This is a genomic window from Streptomyces sp. NPDC006385, from assembly GCF_040612485.1.
Classification (GTDB): Bacteria; Actinomycetota; Actinomycetes; order Streptomycetales; family Streptomycetaceae; genus Streptomyces.
In genome coordinates this window covers 75,577-91,798 of sequence record NZ_JBEXQG010000014.1, presented here as the reverse complement: position 1 = coordinate 91,798, position 16,222 = coordinate 75,577, and the positions used below count along the sequence as shown (strand labels likewise).

The window sequence follows — 16,222 nt, the reverse complement described above, 5'->3', positions numbered from 1 at the left end:
TGCGGCTCCTTGCGGTCGTGCTGACGGGGCGCGGGGAGTGGGGCAAAAGGGACGGGCGAGCGGGAGGCTCAGACTGCGGGGTGCAGGCGCCCGCCGTCGACGTTCACCTCTGCGGTGAGATGCGGATCACGGCTGGAGCGTCCGACATGCAGGCGGTAGCGGCCGGGCGGGGTACGCCAGGCGCTCGCCTCGCCGTCCCAGATCCGGAAGACGCGGGCGGGCACGTACACCTCGGCGGTGACGCGTGCGCCCGGTTCCGCTTGTACCGTGGCGAACCCGGCGAGCAGACGCACCGGCCTGTCGGAGCCGTCCTGCGGCGGCTCCAGGTAGACCTGGACGACCTCACGGCCGGCCCGGGGGCCGCTGTTGGTCAGTTCCACGGTCAGGTTGAGCCCGTCTCCGCCCGCGGGGCAGGGCAGAGTGGCGGAGACGGGAGTCGTGGAGAGGGTCACGGACTCGTAGGTCCATCGGGTCCAGCCCAGACCGTGGCCGAACGGGAAGGCCGGGGTGAGCCCGTCCCGGTCCCAGGCCCGGTGGCCGACGTGAACGCCCTCGGTGTAGTCCACGATGCCGTCGCGGGGGCGGGCGTCGGGGACGGGGACGTCCTCGGCGCGGGCGGGCAGCGTCCACGGCAGCCGGCCCGACGGCTCGGCCCGGCCGAGCAGGACGTCGGCCAGGGCGTGTCCGGCCTCCTGGCCCGGCAGCCATGCCCACAGCAGGGCGGGAGCCTCGTCGGCCCAGGGCAGCAGCACCGGGGCGCCGGCATTGACGACCACGATCGTGCGCGGATTGGCGGCGATCACCTTGCGCACCAGGTCGTTCTGGTGGCCGGGCAGATCGAGCCCGGTGCGGTCCCAGCCCTCGGACTCCACCTCCTCGTTGGTGCCCACCACAACCACGGCAACATCGGCCGCGGCGGCTGCGGCGGCGGCTTCGGCTATCTCCTCGTACGGCGTCGGACCGGGCGGTGCGTGCCGGACCTGGCCGGTGACGAAGCGGCCGTAGCCACCGGCGTCGACGACGGTGAGGTCCAGGGCGAGCGCGAGCCTGCGGCCCTCCGGTCCCACCTCGACGTCGATCCCCCGCAGGGGCGGGTGGTTGTGGCTGGACTCCAGCACCAGCTCGACTCCGCGGTCATCAGCCCCGGCCAGGACGTTCTCGCCGTCAAGGCTCACGCTGAAGCGGCCCGCGCAGCCGAACTCCAGACGGTGCGTCCCCGGCTCGGTGAGGGTCAGCACCGTGCGCAGCACCACCCGATGGGTCGCCGGGTCGAAGCCGTCGTACGTGGTCCAGTCCCCGGTGACGCGGACCTCGCCGCCGATGCAGTGGCCGTCAGCGTCCAGGTGGTCGGCGCGCACACCGGTCTCGCCGGTGTCGGGGGCAGCGAGCAGTTCGGCGAAGGCGTAGGGCAGACGCAGGCGGGCGTCGCCGCCCCGGTGCACGGTCAGCTGTACGTCCTCGGGGAGTGCGGCGCGCAGTCCTTCCTCGTACGACACCGTGCGCACCGCAGGGACGAAGGCACTGCCGCCGCCCTGGAGGTACGGTTCGACAGCATTGGGGCCGATCAACGCGACGCTGCGGATCCCACCAAACGCCAGCGGCAGCAGATCCGCCTCGTCACGGAGCAGCACCGTGCCCCGGGCGGCGACCTCACGCAGCAGACGGAACTCCTCCGGTTCGGGTTCTGCCGGGACGGGGGCCGGCCCCGGTTCGTCGAGCCGGCCGACGTACCGGGCCAGACGCAGCAGCCTCAGCACCTTGTCGTCGACGACCTCCTCGTCCACCTCGCCCGCGCGCACAGCCGCCGCGAGGGCGTCACCCCACGGGCCGTGGGGGCCGGGCATCACCAGATCCAGACCACCCACCGCCGAGGCCACGGTGGACCGGGTCGCGGCCCAGTCGCTTACCACGGGCCCGGAGAAACCCCACTCGCCCTTCAGCACCTCGCGCAGCAGCCGCGTGTTCTCGGTCATCGGGGCCGACTCGGCGCCGTCGTCGAGGCCCGAGTAGGCGGCCATCACACTCCACGGCGGGGCCTCGGCGAGGACCTGCTCGAAGGGGGCCAGGTAGACCTCCCGCAGTGTCCGCTCGTCCAGCCGGGCGCGGTAGCGGGTGCGGTCGGTCTCGGAGTCGTTGGCCACGAAGTGCTTCAGGCACGCGCCCACGCCCCGGCTCTGCAGGCCGCGCACGACGGCGGCGGCCAGGGTGCCGGTGAGCAGCGGGTCCTCGGAGAAGTACTCGAAGTGGCGCCCGGCGACCGGGGTGCGCTGGAGGTTGACCACCGGCGCCAGCACCACGTCGACGCCCTTGCGGCGGGCCTCGATGGCGAACAGCTCCCCCAGGCGCTCGGCGAGGTCGGTGTCCCAGGCCGCCGCCAGCGCACTCGGCGCGGGAGCCAGGAGGCCGGTCTCGGCGGGATCCTCGCCGGTTCCCCGTACCCCCTGCGGGCCGTCGGACATCGTCACCGCCGACAGACCGAGTCGGGGCTCGGCCGGGAGTCTCCACAGGTCGGCGCCGGTCAGCAGGCGGATCTTGGAGTCCAGGTCCAGGCCGCGGACGCGGTCACGGAGTTCGGTGTCATCGGGGAGGGCAGGGCGGCTCATGCTCGTCCTTCCAGGCCGCGGTGCGGCACGAAGCGGGCGGAACGGAGAGCAGGAAAGCACACTTACTAAGTACTTGGTAAGTGCTTGTGCGTAAGTTCTTTCTCGGGTTTGATCGAAAGGTGACCACTGATCGACAGCCCCGTAGACTCCGCACGGTGAGCGAGAGCAGGCCGACCGGCGAGCGGCAGCCCCGCACGGGGAAGAGCCTCAAAGCCCAACAGCGACGGCAGGAGATCCTGCAGATCGCCATGGACACCTTCGCCGCCCGCGGCTACAACAACGCCTCCCTGCAGGAGATCGCCGACCGCGCGGGTGTCACCCAGGCCGGCGTCCTGCACTACTTCCGCTCCAAGGCCCAGCTGCTCACCAGCGTCCTCGACCTGCGCGACGCGACCGACATCGAACAGCTCGGCAGCGAGCGCCCCCGCGGTCTGGCCTTCCTGCGCCACCTGGTCGACACGGCCCGCCGCAACACCGAACGGGAGGGCATCGTCCGGCTGTACTCCGTCCTGTCGGCGGAGAGCGTCACCGAAGGCCACCCCGCGCAGGACTACTTCCGTGACCGCTACGCGGGACTGCGTGCCATGGTCTGCGAAGCCCTCGCCGAAGCGCACGAACTCGGCGAGACCCGGGCGGATCTGAACCTCGAAGACGCGGCCAACGCGATCATCGCCGTCATGGACGGCCTCCAGGTTCAGTGGCTGCTCGCCCCCGACTCGGTCGACATGGCCGCATCCACGGACCGCGTCATCTCCGCCCTCTTGGCCGGCTTCACCGGCAATCAGGCTCCACAGCGGCCAAAGGCCCCGTGAGGGCTCGCGCAAACACGTGCGCGGGCACGGAGACTCTGCTGGTGCAGTCCATGCCCGCGCTCGTGTGGCTTGTTCAGGGGGTGGCCACGAGGGCGTAGTCGTCTGTGTACGCCTGCAATTGGGCGCTCTGGGCGGTGTAGAGGAGTTTCGTCTTGGTGGAGGATCCGTCGAGCACGATCTTGACGTCGAGGTTGGCCTTGATGTTGTTGGTGGCCAGGTAGTTACGGTCGCCGCCGGCGACGAGGATGATCGTCGGGTCGGCTCCGGACGGACTGATGTTCCCGGCCGGTACGGAGAAGGAGAACTGATTGCCGGTCACCGCGTTGTCGCTGCCGTTGACGTGGACGAGGCCGAAGAGGTCGTCGTAGCGGGTGCTGGTGCCGTCGCCGTAGACGCGACGGAAGTGGTTGCCTGAGATCAGGTTCTCCGAGCTGCCGTTTGTCAGGGCGATCATGCTGGGGAAGTTGCTCAGCAGCTTGTTGGCGGAGATGGTGCAGCGGTTGGAGTTGATGAGGGTGATGTTGCAGGCCCACAGGATGGTGTTGCCGGAGATGAGGATGCCCTCGGCGTTCTCCGCGAAGACGGAGTAGCCCGCCCAGGCGCTGATCAGGTAGTTGTTGGTGATCTTCGCGACCTGTGAGGCACCGGTGAGGGAGATCGAGGTGCCGCACTCGGCGACGAAGTTGTTGGTGAAGCTGCAGGCGTCCGCGCCCCGGACGACCATGGCCTGGGTGAGGTAGACGAAGCCCATTCCCTCGAAGCGGAACGAGTCGTTGTCCGACTGGACCGAGATGCCGATCTTGTGGTTGCCCTCCGCGTACGGCTTGGAGGAGGCTACGCCGTCGATGCAGAAGTCCTGGAAGACGACGCCGTTGAGCCGGCCGACCTCGGCGGGCGCGCCGGAACGCTGGACGAGGAACGCCTCGTTGTTGCCGTCGGTGTGCTTGACCCGGATGTGGCTGGAGCCGGGCTGCACCTCGATCCACTTGCTGGTGTCGGAGGTGTCGTCGTGGATGGCCCGGGACAGGAAGCCGTGTCCGGAGCCCTTGATCGTCAGGAAGCTGATGTCGATGACGACGCGGGTGAGCAGGTCGTAGTGACCCGGCGGGATGTAGATGACGGCGCCGGGTCTGGTGTTCTGGGTGGTCTGCTTGGACTTGATGTCGGCGATGATCTCGTTGATCACCTTGCCGATGTCGGTGTGCGGGGAGACGCTGCCGTTGAAGGTGGTGACGTCATAGACGGTGTTGGCCACGGGTGTCCTTCCGGTCGGTGGTCGGGTCAAAGGAGGCCGACGATCGCGGCATACGGGTGGGCCTTGGCGTCGCGCTTGCCGGGCGTGGGCTTTTCCGGGACGGCAGCGGCGGCCGGTTGAGGCGGTGCGGCGGACAGGAACGCCACGGTGGTCAGGGCCGTCACCGCGGCTCCTGTGAGCAGGGTGCGGCGGGAGGGGGCCGGTGGTTGGGCAGGGTGCATGGCGGCTCCTTCGGAAAGGGGACGGGCACAAGAAGGCTTCAGCGGACGGCGCCCGCGGTCATACCCGCGATGACCTGCTTCTGGAAGGCCGCGTAGATCGCCAGCTGCGGCAGCAGGACGAGGGTGGCGGACGCCATCATGGCGCCGTAGTTGACGCTGTAGACGCCCTGGAACTGAGAGACGCCGAGGGAGACGGTGGTCATGTTCGGGTCGTTGATGAGGGTGACGGCGAAGGGGAACTCGTTCCAGACGTAAATGACGTTGAGGATCGCGAGAGTGGCGATGACCGGCCGCATCAGCGGGAAGACGACCTTCCAGGCCATGCGCCACAGCCCGACCCCGTCCATCACCGCGGCCTGTTCGATCTCTTCGGGGAAGTCCCGCAGGAAGCCGGTCAGCAGCAGGATGTTGAAGGGGATCGTGACGGCGATGTACGGCAGGATCAGCGCGAAGTAGGTGCCGAACATACCGAAGGCGATGTCCAGCCGGTACACCGGGAACAGCAGGACGTACACGGGGATGGCGAGCCCGGCCAGGAAGTAGAAGCGCAGGGTGTTCTGCGTGCGGCGCCGGCCGCTGCGGAAGACCATGCGGGTGAGGGCGAACGCGGCCATGTAGGAGATGACCAGCCCGACCGTGACCGAGACGACGGCCAGGATCAGGGTGTTCTTGTACATCACCAGCAGGTTCAGGGTCTCCAGGGCCTGCTGGTAGTTGGCCAGGGTGAGATTGCCCAGCGAGAACGGGTCGTTGAGGATGGTGTCGTTGGTCTGGAACGACAACAGCACGATCCACAGCAGCGGGAACAGGATCACGAAGGTGATCAGGTAGGCGACCACCGAGACCACGATCCTGCCGCGGCTGCGGCGTCGCGGCCCGCTCGGGGTCTCGCCGGTAGCCGCCGGGGACGCGAGCTCCATCTTGACCTCGGTATCGATGCTCAACGGACTTCTCCCTTACGGCGGTTGCCGAAGAACGTGGCCGCGGAGGCGAGCGCGCCCACCACGAACACCACCACCGCCAGGGCCATGCCGTAGCCGTACTGCTGCGTGGTGAAGGTGATGTGGTACATGTAGCTGACCATGACCTCGGAGAGGTGGACGGGACCGCCGCCGGTGAGGGCGTAGACGAGCTCGAAGACCTTGAAGACGCCGGTGACGACGAGCGCGGTGACGATGCCGAACGTCTCGCGCATCATCGGAATCTGGATGTGCCGCAGCTGCTGCCAGCGGCTCGCCCCGTCCAGGCTGCTGGCCTCCATCACGTCACGGGGCAGCATGCGCAGGCCGGCGTAGAAGATGGTCAGGACGAACCCGATCTGCTGCCACAGGTAGACGAAGCCGATCGAGTACGGGCTGAGGGTGGGGCCGCCGATCCACTGCGGGTGCGCGGGCACCCCGATCGCCAGCAGGAAGGCGTTCACCAAGCCGATCTCCGGGTCCAGGATGAAGATCCAGATCAGTCCGACGAGGATCGGCGCGATGATCGCGGGGGCGAAGACGAGCGCCCGCATCGCACCACTGCCCTTCACCCGGCCGCTGAGCAGGATCGCGAGCAGGAAGCCCAGGGGGATCAGCAGGAACAGGGCAATGCCGAGGACGATCCCGGTGTTGCGCATCGAGGTCCAGAACGCGTCGTCCTGGCCCATCTGCCGGTAGTTGTCGAGGCCCGCGAAGCCGTTGGCAGAGACGCCGTCGAAGTTGGTGAAGCTGTAGTAGAGCGAGTACAGGATCGGATAGATCATGTACAGGCTGTAGATGATCAGGGCCGGCGCGACCATGAGGGTGAAGTGCCGGCGCGTGGTGAGCCAGTTCATGCTGTTCCCGTCGTCCGGGCCCGCGCGCCGCCCCGTGCGGCACGCGGGCGCCGGCAGCGTGACTACTTGATGGTCTTCTGGACGTTCTTCACGGCCTCTTCGGGGCTGAGGCTGCCGCCCATCACGCCGTAGAAGCTGTCGTACATGGCGCTCGCGGTGGCCGCGGAGACGACCAGATCGGGCTGGGCCTTCGGGCTCTTCCAGCCGGGCTTGGAGGCTTCGGCCAGGACGGCGGCGAACACCGAGTTCTTCGCGGCGTCGACGTCCGGCTCGTACGTGGTCACCGGCGGCTGGGCGTTGTCGACGAGGATCTTCTGGCCCGCGTCGCTGTAGTAGAACTGGATGAACGCCTTCACCGCGGCGTACTTCTTCTTGTCGTCCTTGACCTTGGCACTCACCACGAACGGCGCCGACGGCACGTTCATGACGAGCTTCTGCTCGCCGACACCGTCGGAGAAGGTCGGCCCGGCCCAGAAGCCGGTGTCCTTGCCCACGGTGCTCTCCTGTATCTTCGCCGCCTCCCAGACGCCCGCGTCCAGGAAGGCCGCCTTGCCGTCCGTGTAGGAGGCGACAGCCTGGGCGTACGTCTGCGTGTTCATGTTCGACGGGAAGGCGCCGGCCTTCGCGAGCTCCTCCACGTGCTTGTACAGACGCAGGAAGTCGGCGTTGTCGTAGCTCGCCTTGCCGGACAGGATGTCCTGGTACTTCGCCTCGTAGCCGAAGCGGTCGAGCATGGTCAGGAACGCCCAGACGCTGAACGACGAGTTGTTCGCACCCTGCGCGATCGGCACCACGCCGGCCGCCTTGAGCTTCTTCACCGCGGCGAGCAGGTCCTCGAAGGTCTCCGGGACGGCGATCTTGTGCTCGTCCAGGATGGCCTTGTTGTAGTAGAAGCCCGTGACCAGCGCCTGGTACGGCAGGCCGTACTGGACGCCGTCCTGCTGGAAGCCGGCGAGCATGCTCGGGGCGAACTTCGACTTGAGGTCGTTCTCGGCGAGGATCGGGCTCAGGTCCAGCAGGTCGTCGCTCTTGACCATGGTCTTCGCGAGCGAGTCGTAGACCCAGAAGATCTCCGGCAGCGTGCCGCTCTGCGCGGCGATGGTCATCCGCTGCCCGTGCTGGTCGACCGGCTGGCCCTCCAGCTTGATCTTCATGTCGGGGTGCTTCTTGTTGAACTCCTGCACCATCTGCCAGGTCGCCGGGTCCTGGGTCTTGCTGTCCGGGTTGTGCATGGACAGCGTGATCAGGCCGTCCGACGAGGATCCGTCCGCCGTGTTCACCGCGGAACCGCAGGCCGTGGCGGTGACGAACAGGGCGCTCGCGGTGGCGGTGAGCAGGAGTCGGCGTGAGATGCCGGACGGCCGTCTCGACGTCGGGGTCGCGGGCTGAGGGGAGGTCGCCATGGTGCTGATGCCTTCCGGGAACTGGGTGGGGAGGCGGAACCGGCGTGGGGGTGGCAGGGCTCCGAGGAGATGTTCGGTGTTGGTGCAGGCCGTCTGCTCCGGCATGGATGTCCGGTACGCTCGAATGTTCGGCATCGGGGCGGCTCTGCGGCCGTTGACGCAAACGTTTCGATGAAAGGTGCCTCGCGAGTCCCGGCGTGTCAATACCGTGTGACTGAGAAGTTTCCGGGAGTGCACTAGTCGCGCTGGCCAGAGCCATTGACGGTCCGCGTTGCGGCGTGCGAAGGTCTGCGCAATCGTTTCGATGAGCCTCTCGGTGAGCGAAACGAGTGGACGGCGAACCGGTCAACCACATAGACCGGTGGACCGGATGGAGTTATGCAGTTACGGACTGGATCACGGATCGGGTCCGACGACGCGAGGAGGCGGCGAAGCAGCAGTGGCCACGATCTCCGACGTTGCACGGATGGCCGGCGTTTCCACGTCCACCGTGTCCCACGTCATCAACGGCACCCGGCCGGTCCGCGACGAGACCCGCACCCGGATCGAGGACGCGATCCGGGTCACGGGCTACCGGCGCGACAGCCTGGCCCGCGCCCTGCGCCGCTCACGCACCGACTCCATCGGGCTGATCCTGACGGACGTGTCCGAACCGGCGTTCGCGGCGATGGCCCGCGGTGTCGAGCGGGAGGCCATGGGCGCCGGCCTGACCGTGCTGCTGGCCAACTCGGGCGAGGACGCGGAGTTGGAGGCCCGGGCGCTGGAGGTCCTGGCCGAGCGCCGGGTCGACGGCCTGCTCATCGCGCCCGTCGCCCGGTCCCGCCTGGAGGCCATCACCGCAGTCATCGACCAGGGCACTCCGGTCGTCCTCATCGACCGCCTCTACGGAGTCAAGGCCGATCAGGTGGGCGTCGAGAACACCGCACCCATGCGGGAGTTGGTGCTGCACCTGGTGGAACGGCACGGCCACCGGCGGATCGCCCTGGCCGCGGGCGACACCGCTGTGTCCACCATCTCCGAGCGGCGGCGCGGCTACCTCGAGGCGCTCTACGAGGCGGGCATCGACGTCGACGAAACCCTGATCGTCACCGGCAGCGGACGGGCGGACGACACGGGCGAGCGCATGACGAGTGTCCTACGGCAGCAGCGGCCGTCGGCGGTGGTCGCCGCCGGCACCGAGACAGCGGTGGGCGTACTGGCGGCGGCGAAGGAACTGGGCCTTACCACGCCTGAGGACTTCGCCTTCGCCACCTTCGACGGCTTCCCGCATACCGATCTGTTCCGCCCCGGTATCACCGCGGTCGTCCAGCCCGCCCACGAGATCGGAGCCACGGCGATGGAGCTGCTGCTCAGTCGTATCGACGGCAGTCTCACGTCCCGCCCGCGCACCGTCCGCCTGGACCCGGAGATCACCTACCGGGAGTCCTGCGGCTGCCCGGCCTGAACCACCTCCACACCAGCAAGGGGGCGGCGAGAGAGGTCCAGTCTCTCGCCGCCCGAGTTCAGCGAACCATCACTGAAGGGGTCAGTTTCCCATGTCCTCGCACTCTCTCGAACACCTCACCCGTCCCACGCGGGCCCGCACGGCCCGTGTCTCCAGCTGGGACCAGCGTGGCCGCAACCAGGACTACTGGACGACCCCCGCCCACTCCAGCCGCGTCCTGGCCGACCTCGAAGGCCCCGGGCGCATCACCCACATCTGGATGACCCAGTTCTGCCGCAAGACCCTCGGCCCCGGCCTGATCGACCCGCTGGAGGCCGACACCGTGGCCCCGGTGATGGAGATCCACAACGCGCTCGGGGTGAACTGGGAGGAGCCGGACCCGGACTACTACCGCAAGGTCCTGATCCGCATCACCTGGGACGACGAGGAGGAGCCCGCCGTCCTCGTCCCGCTCGGCGACTTCTTCGGCATCGGCCACTGCATGCCCAACAGCTACCAGTCGGCCCTGTTCACCGTCTCCGCAAAGCCCGAGGAGTCGTTGATCTTCGGCGGCAGCGCGGCTCTGAACTGCTGGGCGCCGATGCCGTTCAACAAGCGAGCCCGCATCGAGCTGGTCAACGAGAACGACCTGCCGATCCAGCAGTACTTCTACATCGACTATGAGCTGTTCCCCGATGACCTGCCCGAGGACACCCTCTACTTCCACGCCCGCTGGAACCGCAACAACCCCTGCAACGGCTGGGCCCCCGACATCCAGACCAACAGCCCCGAGGTCAACATCGTCGACGTGACGGGCGAGGACAATTACGTCATCCTCGACACCGAGGGCAAGGGCCACTACGTCGGCTGCAACCTCTCCGTCCACCACCGCCAGGGCAGCTGGTGGGGCGAGGGCAACGACATGATCTGGATCGACGACGACTTCCTGCCCGACGGCTCCACCAGCTGGCCGCCCTCCCTGCACGGGACCGGCACCGAGGACTACTTCAACCACGCGTGGGGGATGCAGAAGAACGCCTACCTCTACCACGGCGCTGTCCTCCACGAGGCCGACGTCCCCGGCTACTCGGTCAACTACCGCTTCCACGTGGCTGATCCGGTCCGCTTCGAGGAGCGGATCAAGGTTTCGATCGAGCACGGCCACGGCAACCACCTCGCCGACGACTGGGCCTCGACCGCCTACTGGTACCAGACACTGCCGTCCCCCAAGGCCACCATCCTGCCGCTGGAGCAGCGCCTGCCCGTCCGCCCCGCCGGACAGCCGATGCCGGTTCCGGCCTCTCGTTCCGGAGCCGTCGCCGAGGAGATAGCGGTGATGCGCGAGCGGTACCAGGCCCGCTTCGAGCGCCACATGGAGCACCTCGCCGAGCGGACCCGGCAGCGTGGCGAGCGCTCGCTCCAGGAGTCCGAGGCCAACATCAAGCAGGCCGCGGCCGTGCGCCGCCGTTATGACGAGCGCGCCGATGACTGAGACCCAGGCGGCGGTATCGCTCGACACGCACTTCCCGGCCGTCCATCTCCGACCGCCGGCGCACTGGATCAACGATCCCAACGGCCTGGTCTTCCACGACGGCCACTACCACGTGTTCTTCCAGTACAACCCGCACAGCGCCCGCCATGCCGACATGCACTGGGGCCACTTCCGCAGCCCGGACCTCATCCACTGGGAGCTCCTGCCGGTGGCCCTGGCGCCCACCCCTGGCGGTGACGACGAGGGCGGCGTCTGGTCGGGCAACGCCGTATCGCACGACGGCCACCTGACCGCCTTCTACTCGGCTCGCCATCCCGGCCGTTGGCACCAGCCGGTGACCTCGGCGGTGTCGTACGACGGCGGTACGACCTTCACCAAACGCGGCCGGCTGCTGACCCCAGAAGCGCCTGAGGGTACGACGATGTTCCGCGACCCCTATGTGTGGCGGGACGGCGACAGGTGGCGGATGCTCGTCGGCGCCGCCCTCGCCGACGGCCGGGGAGCGGCCGTGGAGTACACCTCCGACGACCTCGACGAGTGGTCGTACCAGGGCGTTTTCCTCGCCCGCCCAGCCCAGCCCCTGCCCGACGGGCGCAACACCGGAGAAGGCTGGGAGTGCGCGCAGTACGCCGCCTTCCCCGACGGCACGGGGGCCGTCCTCGCCAGCGCCTGGGACCCCCAGGAGGGTGCCAGCTGCACGGTCTACTGGCCGGGCCGCGAGGAGGACGGCGTATTCCGAGCCACGGCGCCCCGGCTCCTCGACCACGGGCCGGACTTCTACGCCCCCGCCCTGCTCCGTGCTCCCGATGGCCGCTGGTTGATGTGGGCCTGGATCTGGGAAGCCCGGGACGAGGAACGCGTCGGCGCCCCCAGCACCTGGACCGACGAGGCCGGCTGGGCCGGAATGCTCTCCCTGCCCCGCGAACTGGCACCGGGTACGGACGGCGAGCTGGTCCAGCGGCCGGTCCGCGAGCTGCTCGCCCTGCGCGGCGAACGCCGTATCGCCGCCGCAGGCAAGGCGAGCGCCGAGCAGCCGGTGGACCTCGGCGAAGTGGCCCGGGCCACCGACCTGACCGTGACCCTCGATCGCGGCGGACGCCTCCGGCTGCTCACCTCACCGGACGGGACCGAGTACCTCGACATCGTCCACCACCCGGTCACCGGCGAACTGGTCGTCGACCGCGAGCACGCCTCGCTCGACCCCCGTGCGAAAGGCGGCACTTGGCGCCTTCCTTCCGAGGGGCCCACCGCGACCCTGCGGATCCTGCTGGACCACTCGGTCGCGGAGATCTTCACCGCGTCCGGCCGAACACTCACCCTGCGCTTCTACCCCGTCGGCGACGGGCCTTGGCGCGTGCAGATGGGCGCCACGGGCGCCGGCTCCGCCGCGTACACGGTCGGAGCATGGGACCTGACACCGCCCGAACCACACAGTGGCCGGCCCGCCGACACCTGACACCGACACGGATGCTCCGCCGACGCACAGCGATTTCGGCGGGGCGTCCCGTGTGGGGCCCATTGACGTCGGCACTTCCGTAACCGCCTTGCCGGCGTAGCCGATCAGCGGCGAGACCGAGAAGCCCCTTCACCTGTTCCGCAAGACGAGCACCCCATGAGCCCACGTCACATCACCGTCCTGGGAGAGTGCGTCGCCGACGCCTTCACCGAACCCTCAGGGGCCGCGAACGAACTCGCGCTGCGGGTACTGCCCGGAGGCGGACCCGCGAACACTACGGTCGCCCTGGCCCGTCTCGGTACCCCGGCACGCTTCCTCGCGCGGCTGTCCGGCGACGTGTTCGGCCACCTGTTCCGGGCCCATCTGCCACCTGTTTCCGGGCCGATCTGGAGGCGTCCGGCGTCGACCTGTCGGATGCCATAGCGGCCACCGAGCCCAGCACGCCGGCCGTGGCGGAGCTGGACGCCACGGGACAGGCAACGTTCTCCTTCCACGCACAGAGCACGGCCGACTGGCAGTGGACCCCGGAAGAACTGGCGAAGGTGGACCTGTCCGAGACGACCTGTGTGCACACCGGCTCCTTGGTGCTGGTCCGTGAGCCCGGCGCGGCGGTCGTCGAGGAATTCCTGACGACGGTCGCTCCGCAGGCCACCATCAGCATCGACCCCAACGTCCGACCGCTGCTGGTCAATTTGCAGGTCTACACGACCGGCTGGCCCACCGGTGCGGCCTCGCGGACATCCTCCGGATTCCTCGGCGGACGGCTGATCGGTCTCGGACTCGGCGACGTCACGGAAGCCTGCCGATTCGCCCCCCGAGTCGCAGCCCTGACCTGCTCGGTCCCCGGCCCCACCCCGCCGTGGCGGCGACAGCTGGTGCACCTCGCGACCACCGACGACTCCTGACGGGCCGGCCGAGCCACAACCGGAACAACCCGGCCGAAGTTTCGCCGGCTACACAACGATCACTTACGGGTCACCGAACCCCTCGCCCGTCACGCTGCCGCCCTCCTCGCCGATGCCACCCTGCACGGCCGCAAGTGCGCCATCGACGCCATGCTCAGTGCCACCGCCCTCGCCGCCCCCGGACCCGTCACGATCCTGACCTTTGACCCGGAGGACCTCACCATGCTGTGCGGCAGGCGCGCCACCGTCATCAAGATCTGACGTCCGCCAGTTACCGCTTGCGGCCGAAGCACCGCTCGCATCCGCAGCCGCCCGGCCGTTTGCTTCACATGTAGTGGGCGTAGCGGGTGGCGACAGCCTGGTCGGGCGGGCAGAAGCGCAGGACGGACTTGACCTGGTTAGCGGTGCGCAGGGTTACGGGGAGCCGTCCGTCCAGGCGGGTCTGGTGCCAGTTCGTCTTGGTCAGGGCAAGGACTTCGGCCGCCAGTTCGCGCGGGTCCCGGGCGGGAGTGACGGGTTTGATGCCGATCGGGCATCCTGGAAGCCGCCTGTCTCCTCGCCTGTGAAGGCCGAGGTCTTGTGCAGCACAATGCGAGCGGGTGTGGTGTGGTGTCGGTTGAGCGCTGGACGATGAGGCCGGGTCGGCCCGGACCGTCTTGGCTCAGCCCAGCGTGTCCATCAGGGCGGTGACGTAGGCATCCAGTCGCTCCTCCACGGCTCGCGTCGTCAGCTCTGTCCGCCCTGCCTCCCGCCATGGCTGCGACACCGACTGCACTTCTTCTGAGGCGGCCATCCCGTCCCGTACCAGCCAGTACAGTCGCTCGCTCGCGGCCGTGGCCAGCACCCCACCGGCCTCCTCATACGCCTCGGGGAACCGCAGGCCCCACTCCGGTCCGTGCAGCAGTGCGAGATTGACGGAGCAGTGCGCTACATCGAGATCCGCCGGGCCCCAGGAGGTCGCTGCCCAGTCGACGACTCCGGTGATCCGGGCACCTGCCGGCCTTGAGGGTGGCACGTCGAACAGCACGTTGCCGGGTTGGAAGTCCCGGTGCAGGAATCGCCCTTCATAGGGCGGCGCGGGCTTGCGGATCACGTCGATCGCCGCGGCCCATACCGTCGCGTCGGCACCCTTCGGAGTCACGACGGTGTCGGCGGTCGTCAACGTCACATACTTTCGGGGCCGCTCGGCGGGTCGCAACGCGTGGATCGCCACGAGTTGACGGGCCAGCAAAGGGACTCGCGTCTCCAGTCCCTCATCGTCGAGGACCGGTCGGCCCGCCAGATGTGTCATAAGGAGCGATGGATACTCGCACCGCGCGGCGGTCAAATCAACCGCGACCAGTTCAGGAGCCGGCACGCCGGTCCCCGGGAGCAGGGTCAGGGCGCCGGCCTCCCTGTTCAGCCCGTCCTCGGCGTGCTCCACGTAGAACGGGTTGACGTAGGTCCGCAGCACCAGGTCACGGGTGCCTCCGGCCCGCGTGCCGATGGTCAGCCTCCGCATTTCGGCAGTGATGCCGCCGTGCAGCGCCTCGGTTCTGATGATCCGTTCGCCGACCTCCAGGTGCCGGTTCACCCAAGCCAGTGTCAAAGGTCGGACCGCCGCCGCCTCATCGTGGTTGGTCACCGTGCCACCTCATCATCCGGACGGCGGAACCCGCGAATGTTTTACCGACTTCGGCATCAGGGTCCGTCCGGTCTGTCGAGAGCGAGCCCTGTTCCGGCTGGGAATCCGCCGAGGAGGCGGTGCCGGTACTGCAGCGCCTTGAGCCGCTTGCGGAGCAGAGTCTCCAGCTCGCTGAGGGTGCGGGCGGCCAGGTTGGCCAGGCTCCGTTTGATGTGCGCCCACAGGCCCTCCACCGGGTTGAGGGCGGGCGCGTACCCGGGCAGCAGGATCACCGTCAGCCAGTCCCGCTCGGCCACGAGTGCCTTCATCGTCTTGGAGATGTGGGTGCTCAGCCGGTCCCACACCACGATCAGCGGGGTCTTGAGCAGTTGGTGGGCGCCATCCAGCAGGCGGATGTAGTCCGTCTCGCCCAGCGAGCGACGCTCGCCCTTGCGGCCGGTATGCCGACGCAGCCGGTAGCACAGACGGGCGGGCAGGCCCGGCCGGAAGCACAGCATCCCAGCCCGGTCACCGAGAGCCGTCCGCGGCTGCGGCCGGACACCTTGGCCCTCGGGGTGATGCCGCGCCGGCCCCAGGTGCGGCCCTTGGGCGGCCTACCGGTCACGCCCGCTTCGTCCTCGAAGCAGATGAACGCACCGGTCGTCGCCCGGAGGGTTTTACCTCCTGCCAGGTCGCCTCCCTGTACCGGCCCTCACCTGGTCAGGAGCTCGCCGGCCACGGAACGACGGTGCTGCTCACCACGCAGTATCTGGACGAGGCCGATCAGCTGGCCGACCGGATCGCGATCCTCCACCAGGGCCGGATCATCGTGAACGGCACCCTCGCCGAGCTCAAGCAACTCTTCCCGCCGGCCAAGGTCGAGTACGTCGAGAAGCAGCCGACTCTGGAGGAGATCTTCCTCGCAGTTATCGGCGGTGGCGACAAGAGCGACGCCACCGGCACGACAACTGGGGGGACAACGATGACCGCGTACTTCTTCAGCGACACGGCCGCGCTCACGGGGCGGACCCTACGCCACGTCACACGCAGCATGGACACCATCATCACGACCGCCATCACGCCGGTCGCCATGATGCTGATGTTCGTCTACGTATTCGGCGGCGCCATCGATACCGGGCCGGTTTCGTACGTGAACTACATGCTGCCCGGCATCCTGCTCATGACCATCGCATCGGGCATCTCCTACACCGCGTACCGGCTGTTCACCGATGT

Annotated in this window: 12 protein-coding genes and 3 pseudogenes; 7 read left to right on the top strand and 8 right to left on the bottom strand. The window is 68.5% G+C overall.

Features of this window, described 5'->3' with window-relative positions; all coding sequences use genetic code 11:
* Positions 1-68: 68 nt before the first annotated feature.
* Positions 69-2,603 carry a glycoside hydrolase family 3 C-terminal domain-containing protein gene (locus ABZ078_RS13990; RefSeq protein ID WP_356574913.1) on the bottom strand — a complete coding sequence of 845 codons (2,535 nt, stop codon included), beginning with the start codon at positions 2,601-2,603 and terminating at the stop codon, positions 69-71.
* 155 nt (positions 2,604-2,758) lie between these two features.
* On the opposite strand from ABZ078_RS13990, the gene ABZ078_RS13985 reads away from it, so the two are divergent.
* The gene (locus tag ABZ078_RS13985; RefSeq protein ID WP_356574912.1) at positions 2,759-3,415 is read left to right on the top strand and encodes a TetR family transcriptional regulator; all 657 of its coding nucleotides are present in this window, start codon (positions 2,759-2,761) and stop codon (positions 3,413-3,415) included.
* A gap of 73 nt (positions 3,416-3,488) precedes the next feature.
* On the opposite strand, the gene ABZ078_RS13980 is transcribed toward ABZ078_RS13985, so the two are convergent.
* The 5 genes from ABZ078_RS13980 to ABZ078_RS13960 all read right to left on the bottom strand — a co-directional run bounded on the left by ABZ078_RS13980 (position 3,489) and on the right by ABZ078_RS13960 (position 8,215).
* Positions 3,489-4,670: a NosD domain-containing protein gene (locus ABZ078_RS13980; protein ID WP_356574910.1), complete on the bottom strand. Its 1,182-nt coding sequence runs from the start codon at positions 4,668-4,670 to the stop codon at positions 3,489-3,491.
* Positions 4,671-4,696: 26 nt separating this feature from the next.
* The gene (locus ABZ078_RS13975) at positions 4,697-4,891 is read right to left on the bottom strand and encodes a hypothetical protein (protein WP_356574908.1); all 195 of its coding nucleotides are present in this window, start codon (positions 4,889-4,891) and stop codon (positions 4,697-4,699) included.
* Between the two features lie 38 nt (positions 4,892-4,929).
* Positions 4,930-5,835 carry a carbohydrate ABC transporter permease gene (locus ABZ078_RS13970; RefSeq protein ID WP_356574906.1) on the bottom strand — a complete coding sequence of 302 codons (906 nt, stop codon included), beginning with the start codon at positions 5,833-5,835 and terminating at the stop codon, positions 4,930-4,932.
* Complete coding sequence (locus tag ABZ078_RS13965; protein WP_356574905.1) at positions 5,832-6,707, bottom strand: sugar ABC transporter permease; 876 nt, start codon at positions 6,705-6,707, stop codon at positions 5,832-5,834. Before ABZ078_RS13965 ends, ABZ078_RS13970 begins: the two co-directional genes overlap by 4 nt.
* A gap of 62 nt (positions 6,708-6,769) precedes the next feature.
* Complete coding sequence (locus ABZ078_RS13960) at positions 6,770-8,215, bottom strand: extracellular solute-binding protein (RefSeq protein ID WP_356574903.1); 1,446 nt, start codon at positions 8,213-8,215, stop codon at positions 6,770-6,772.
* Positions 8,216-8,549: 334 nt separating this feature from the next.
* Here ABZ078_RS13960 and ABZ078_RS13955 point away from each other — a divergent pair, with 334 nt between their 5' ends.
* The 5 genes and pseudogenes from ABZ078_RS13955 to ABZ078_RS13935 form a co-directional block, all read left to right on the top strand.
* Positions 8,550-9,554 (top strand): LacI family DNA-binding transcriptional regulator, encoded by a 1,005-nt coding sequence (locus ABZ078_RS13955; RefSeq protein ID WP_356574901.1) that lies wholly within the window; start codon positions 8,550-8,552, stop codon positions 9,552-9,554.
* 91 nt (positions 9,555-9,645) lie between these two features.
* Positions 9,646-11,025: a glycoside hydrolase family 172 protein gene (locus ABZ078_RS13950; RefSeq protein ID WP_356574900.1), complete on the top strand. Its 1,380-nt coding sequence runs from the start codon at positions 9,646-9,648 to the stop codon at positions 11,023-11,025.
* A complete protein-coding gene (locus tag ABZ078_RS13945) occupies positions 11,018-12,481 on the top strand; it encodes a glycoside hydrolase family 32 protein (RefSeq protein WP_356574898.1) in 1,464 nt (487 codons plus the stop codon). The genes ABZ078_RS13950 and ABZ078_RS13945 overlap by 8 nt, the downstream gene beginning before the upstream one ends.
* Positions 12,482-12,637: 156 nt before the next feature.
* Positions 12,638-13,386 (top strand): annotated as a pseudogene (locus tag ABZ078_RS13940) (PfkB family carbohydrate kinase).
* A 69-nt stretch (positions 13,387-13,455) separates the two neighbouring features.
* Positions 13,456-13,647 (top strand): annotated as a pseudogene (locus ABZ078_RS13935) (DNA-binding protein); the annotation flags it as partial.
* 400 nt (positions 13,648-14,047) lie between these two features.
* Here the strand turns inward: ABZ078_RS13935 and ABZ078_RS13930 are convergent.
* Positions 14,048-15,010: an aminoglycoside phosphotransferase family protein gene (locus ABZ078_RS13930; protein WP_356574896.1), complete on the bottom strand. Its 963-nt coding sequence runs from the start codon at positions 15,008-15,010 to the stop codon at positions 14,048-14,050.
* A gap of 56 nt (positions 15,011-15,066) precedes the next feature.
* On the bottom strand, positions 15,067-15,507 hold the full coding sequence (locus tag ABZ078_RS13925) for a transposase (RefSeq protein WP_356574895.1): 441 nt from the start codon (positions 15,505-15,507) through the stop codon (positions 15,067-15,069).
* A gap of 203 nt (positions 15,508-15,710) precedes the next feature.
* Between ABZ078_RS13925 and ABZ078_RS13920 the strand changes: the two are divergent.
* Positions 15,711-15,965 (top strand): annotated as a pseudogene (locus ABZ078_RS13920) (ABC transporter ATP-binding protein); the annotation flags it as partial.
* Positions 15,966-16,222 lie beyond the last annotated feature (257 nt).

Excerpts from the sequence above, each read along its gene's own strand:
- ABZ078_RS13960 (WP_356574903.1), bottom strand. The coding sequence starts at position 8,215 with ATGCCGGAGCAGACGGCCTGCACCAACACCGAACATCTCCTCGGAGCC.
- ABZ078_RS13965 (WP_356574905.1), bottom strand. The coding sequence starts at position 6,707 with ATGAACTGGCTCACCACGCGCCGGCACTTCACCCTCATGGTCGCGCCG.
- ABZ078_RS13990 (WP_356574913.1), bottom strand. The coding sequence starts at position 2,603 with ATGAGCCGCCCTGCCCTCCCCGATGACACCGAACTCCGTGACCGCGTC.
- ABZ078_RS13975 (WP_356574908.1), bottom strand. The coding sequence starts at position 4,891 with ATGCACCCTGCCCAACCACCGGCCCCCTCCCGCCGCACCCTGCTCACA.
- ABZ078_RS13945 (WP_356574898.1), top strand. The coding sequence starts at position 11,018 with ATGACTGAGACCCAGGCGGCGGTATCGCTCGACACGCACTTCCCGGCC.
- ABZ078_RS13925 (WP_356574895.1), bottom strand. The coding sequence starts at position 15,507 with ATGCTGTGCTTCCGGCCGGGCCTGCCCGCCCGTCTGTGCTACCGGCTG.
- ABZ078_RS13950 (WP_356574900.1), top strand. The coding sequence starts at position 9,646 with ATGTCCTCGCACTCTCTCGAACACCTCACCCGTCCCACGCGGGCCCGC.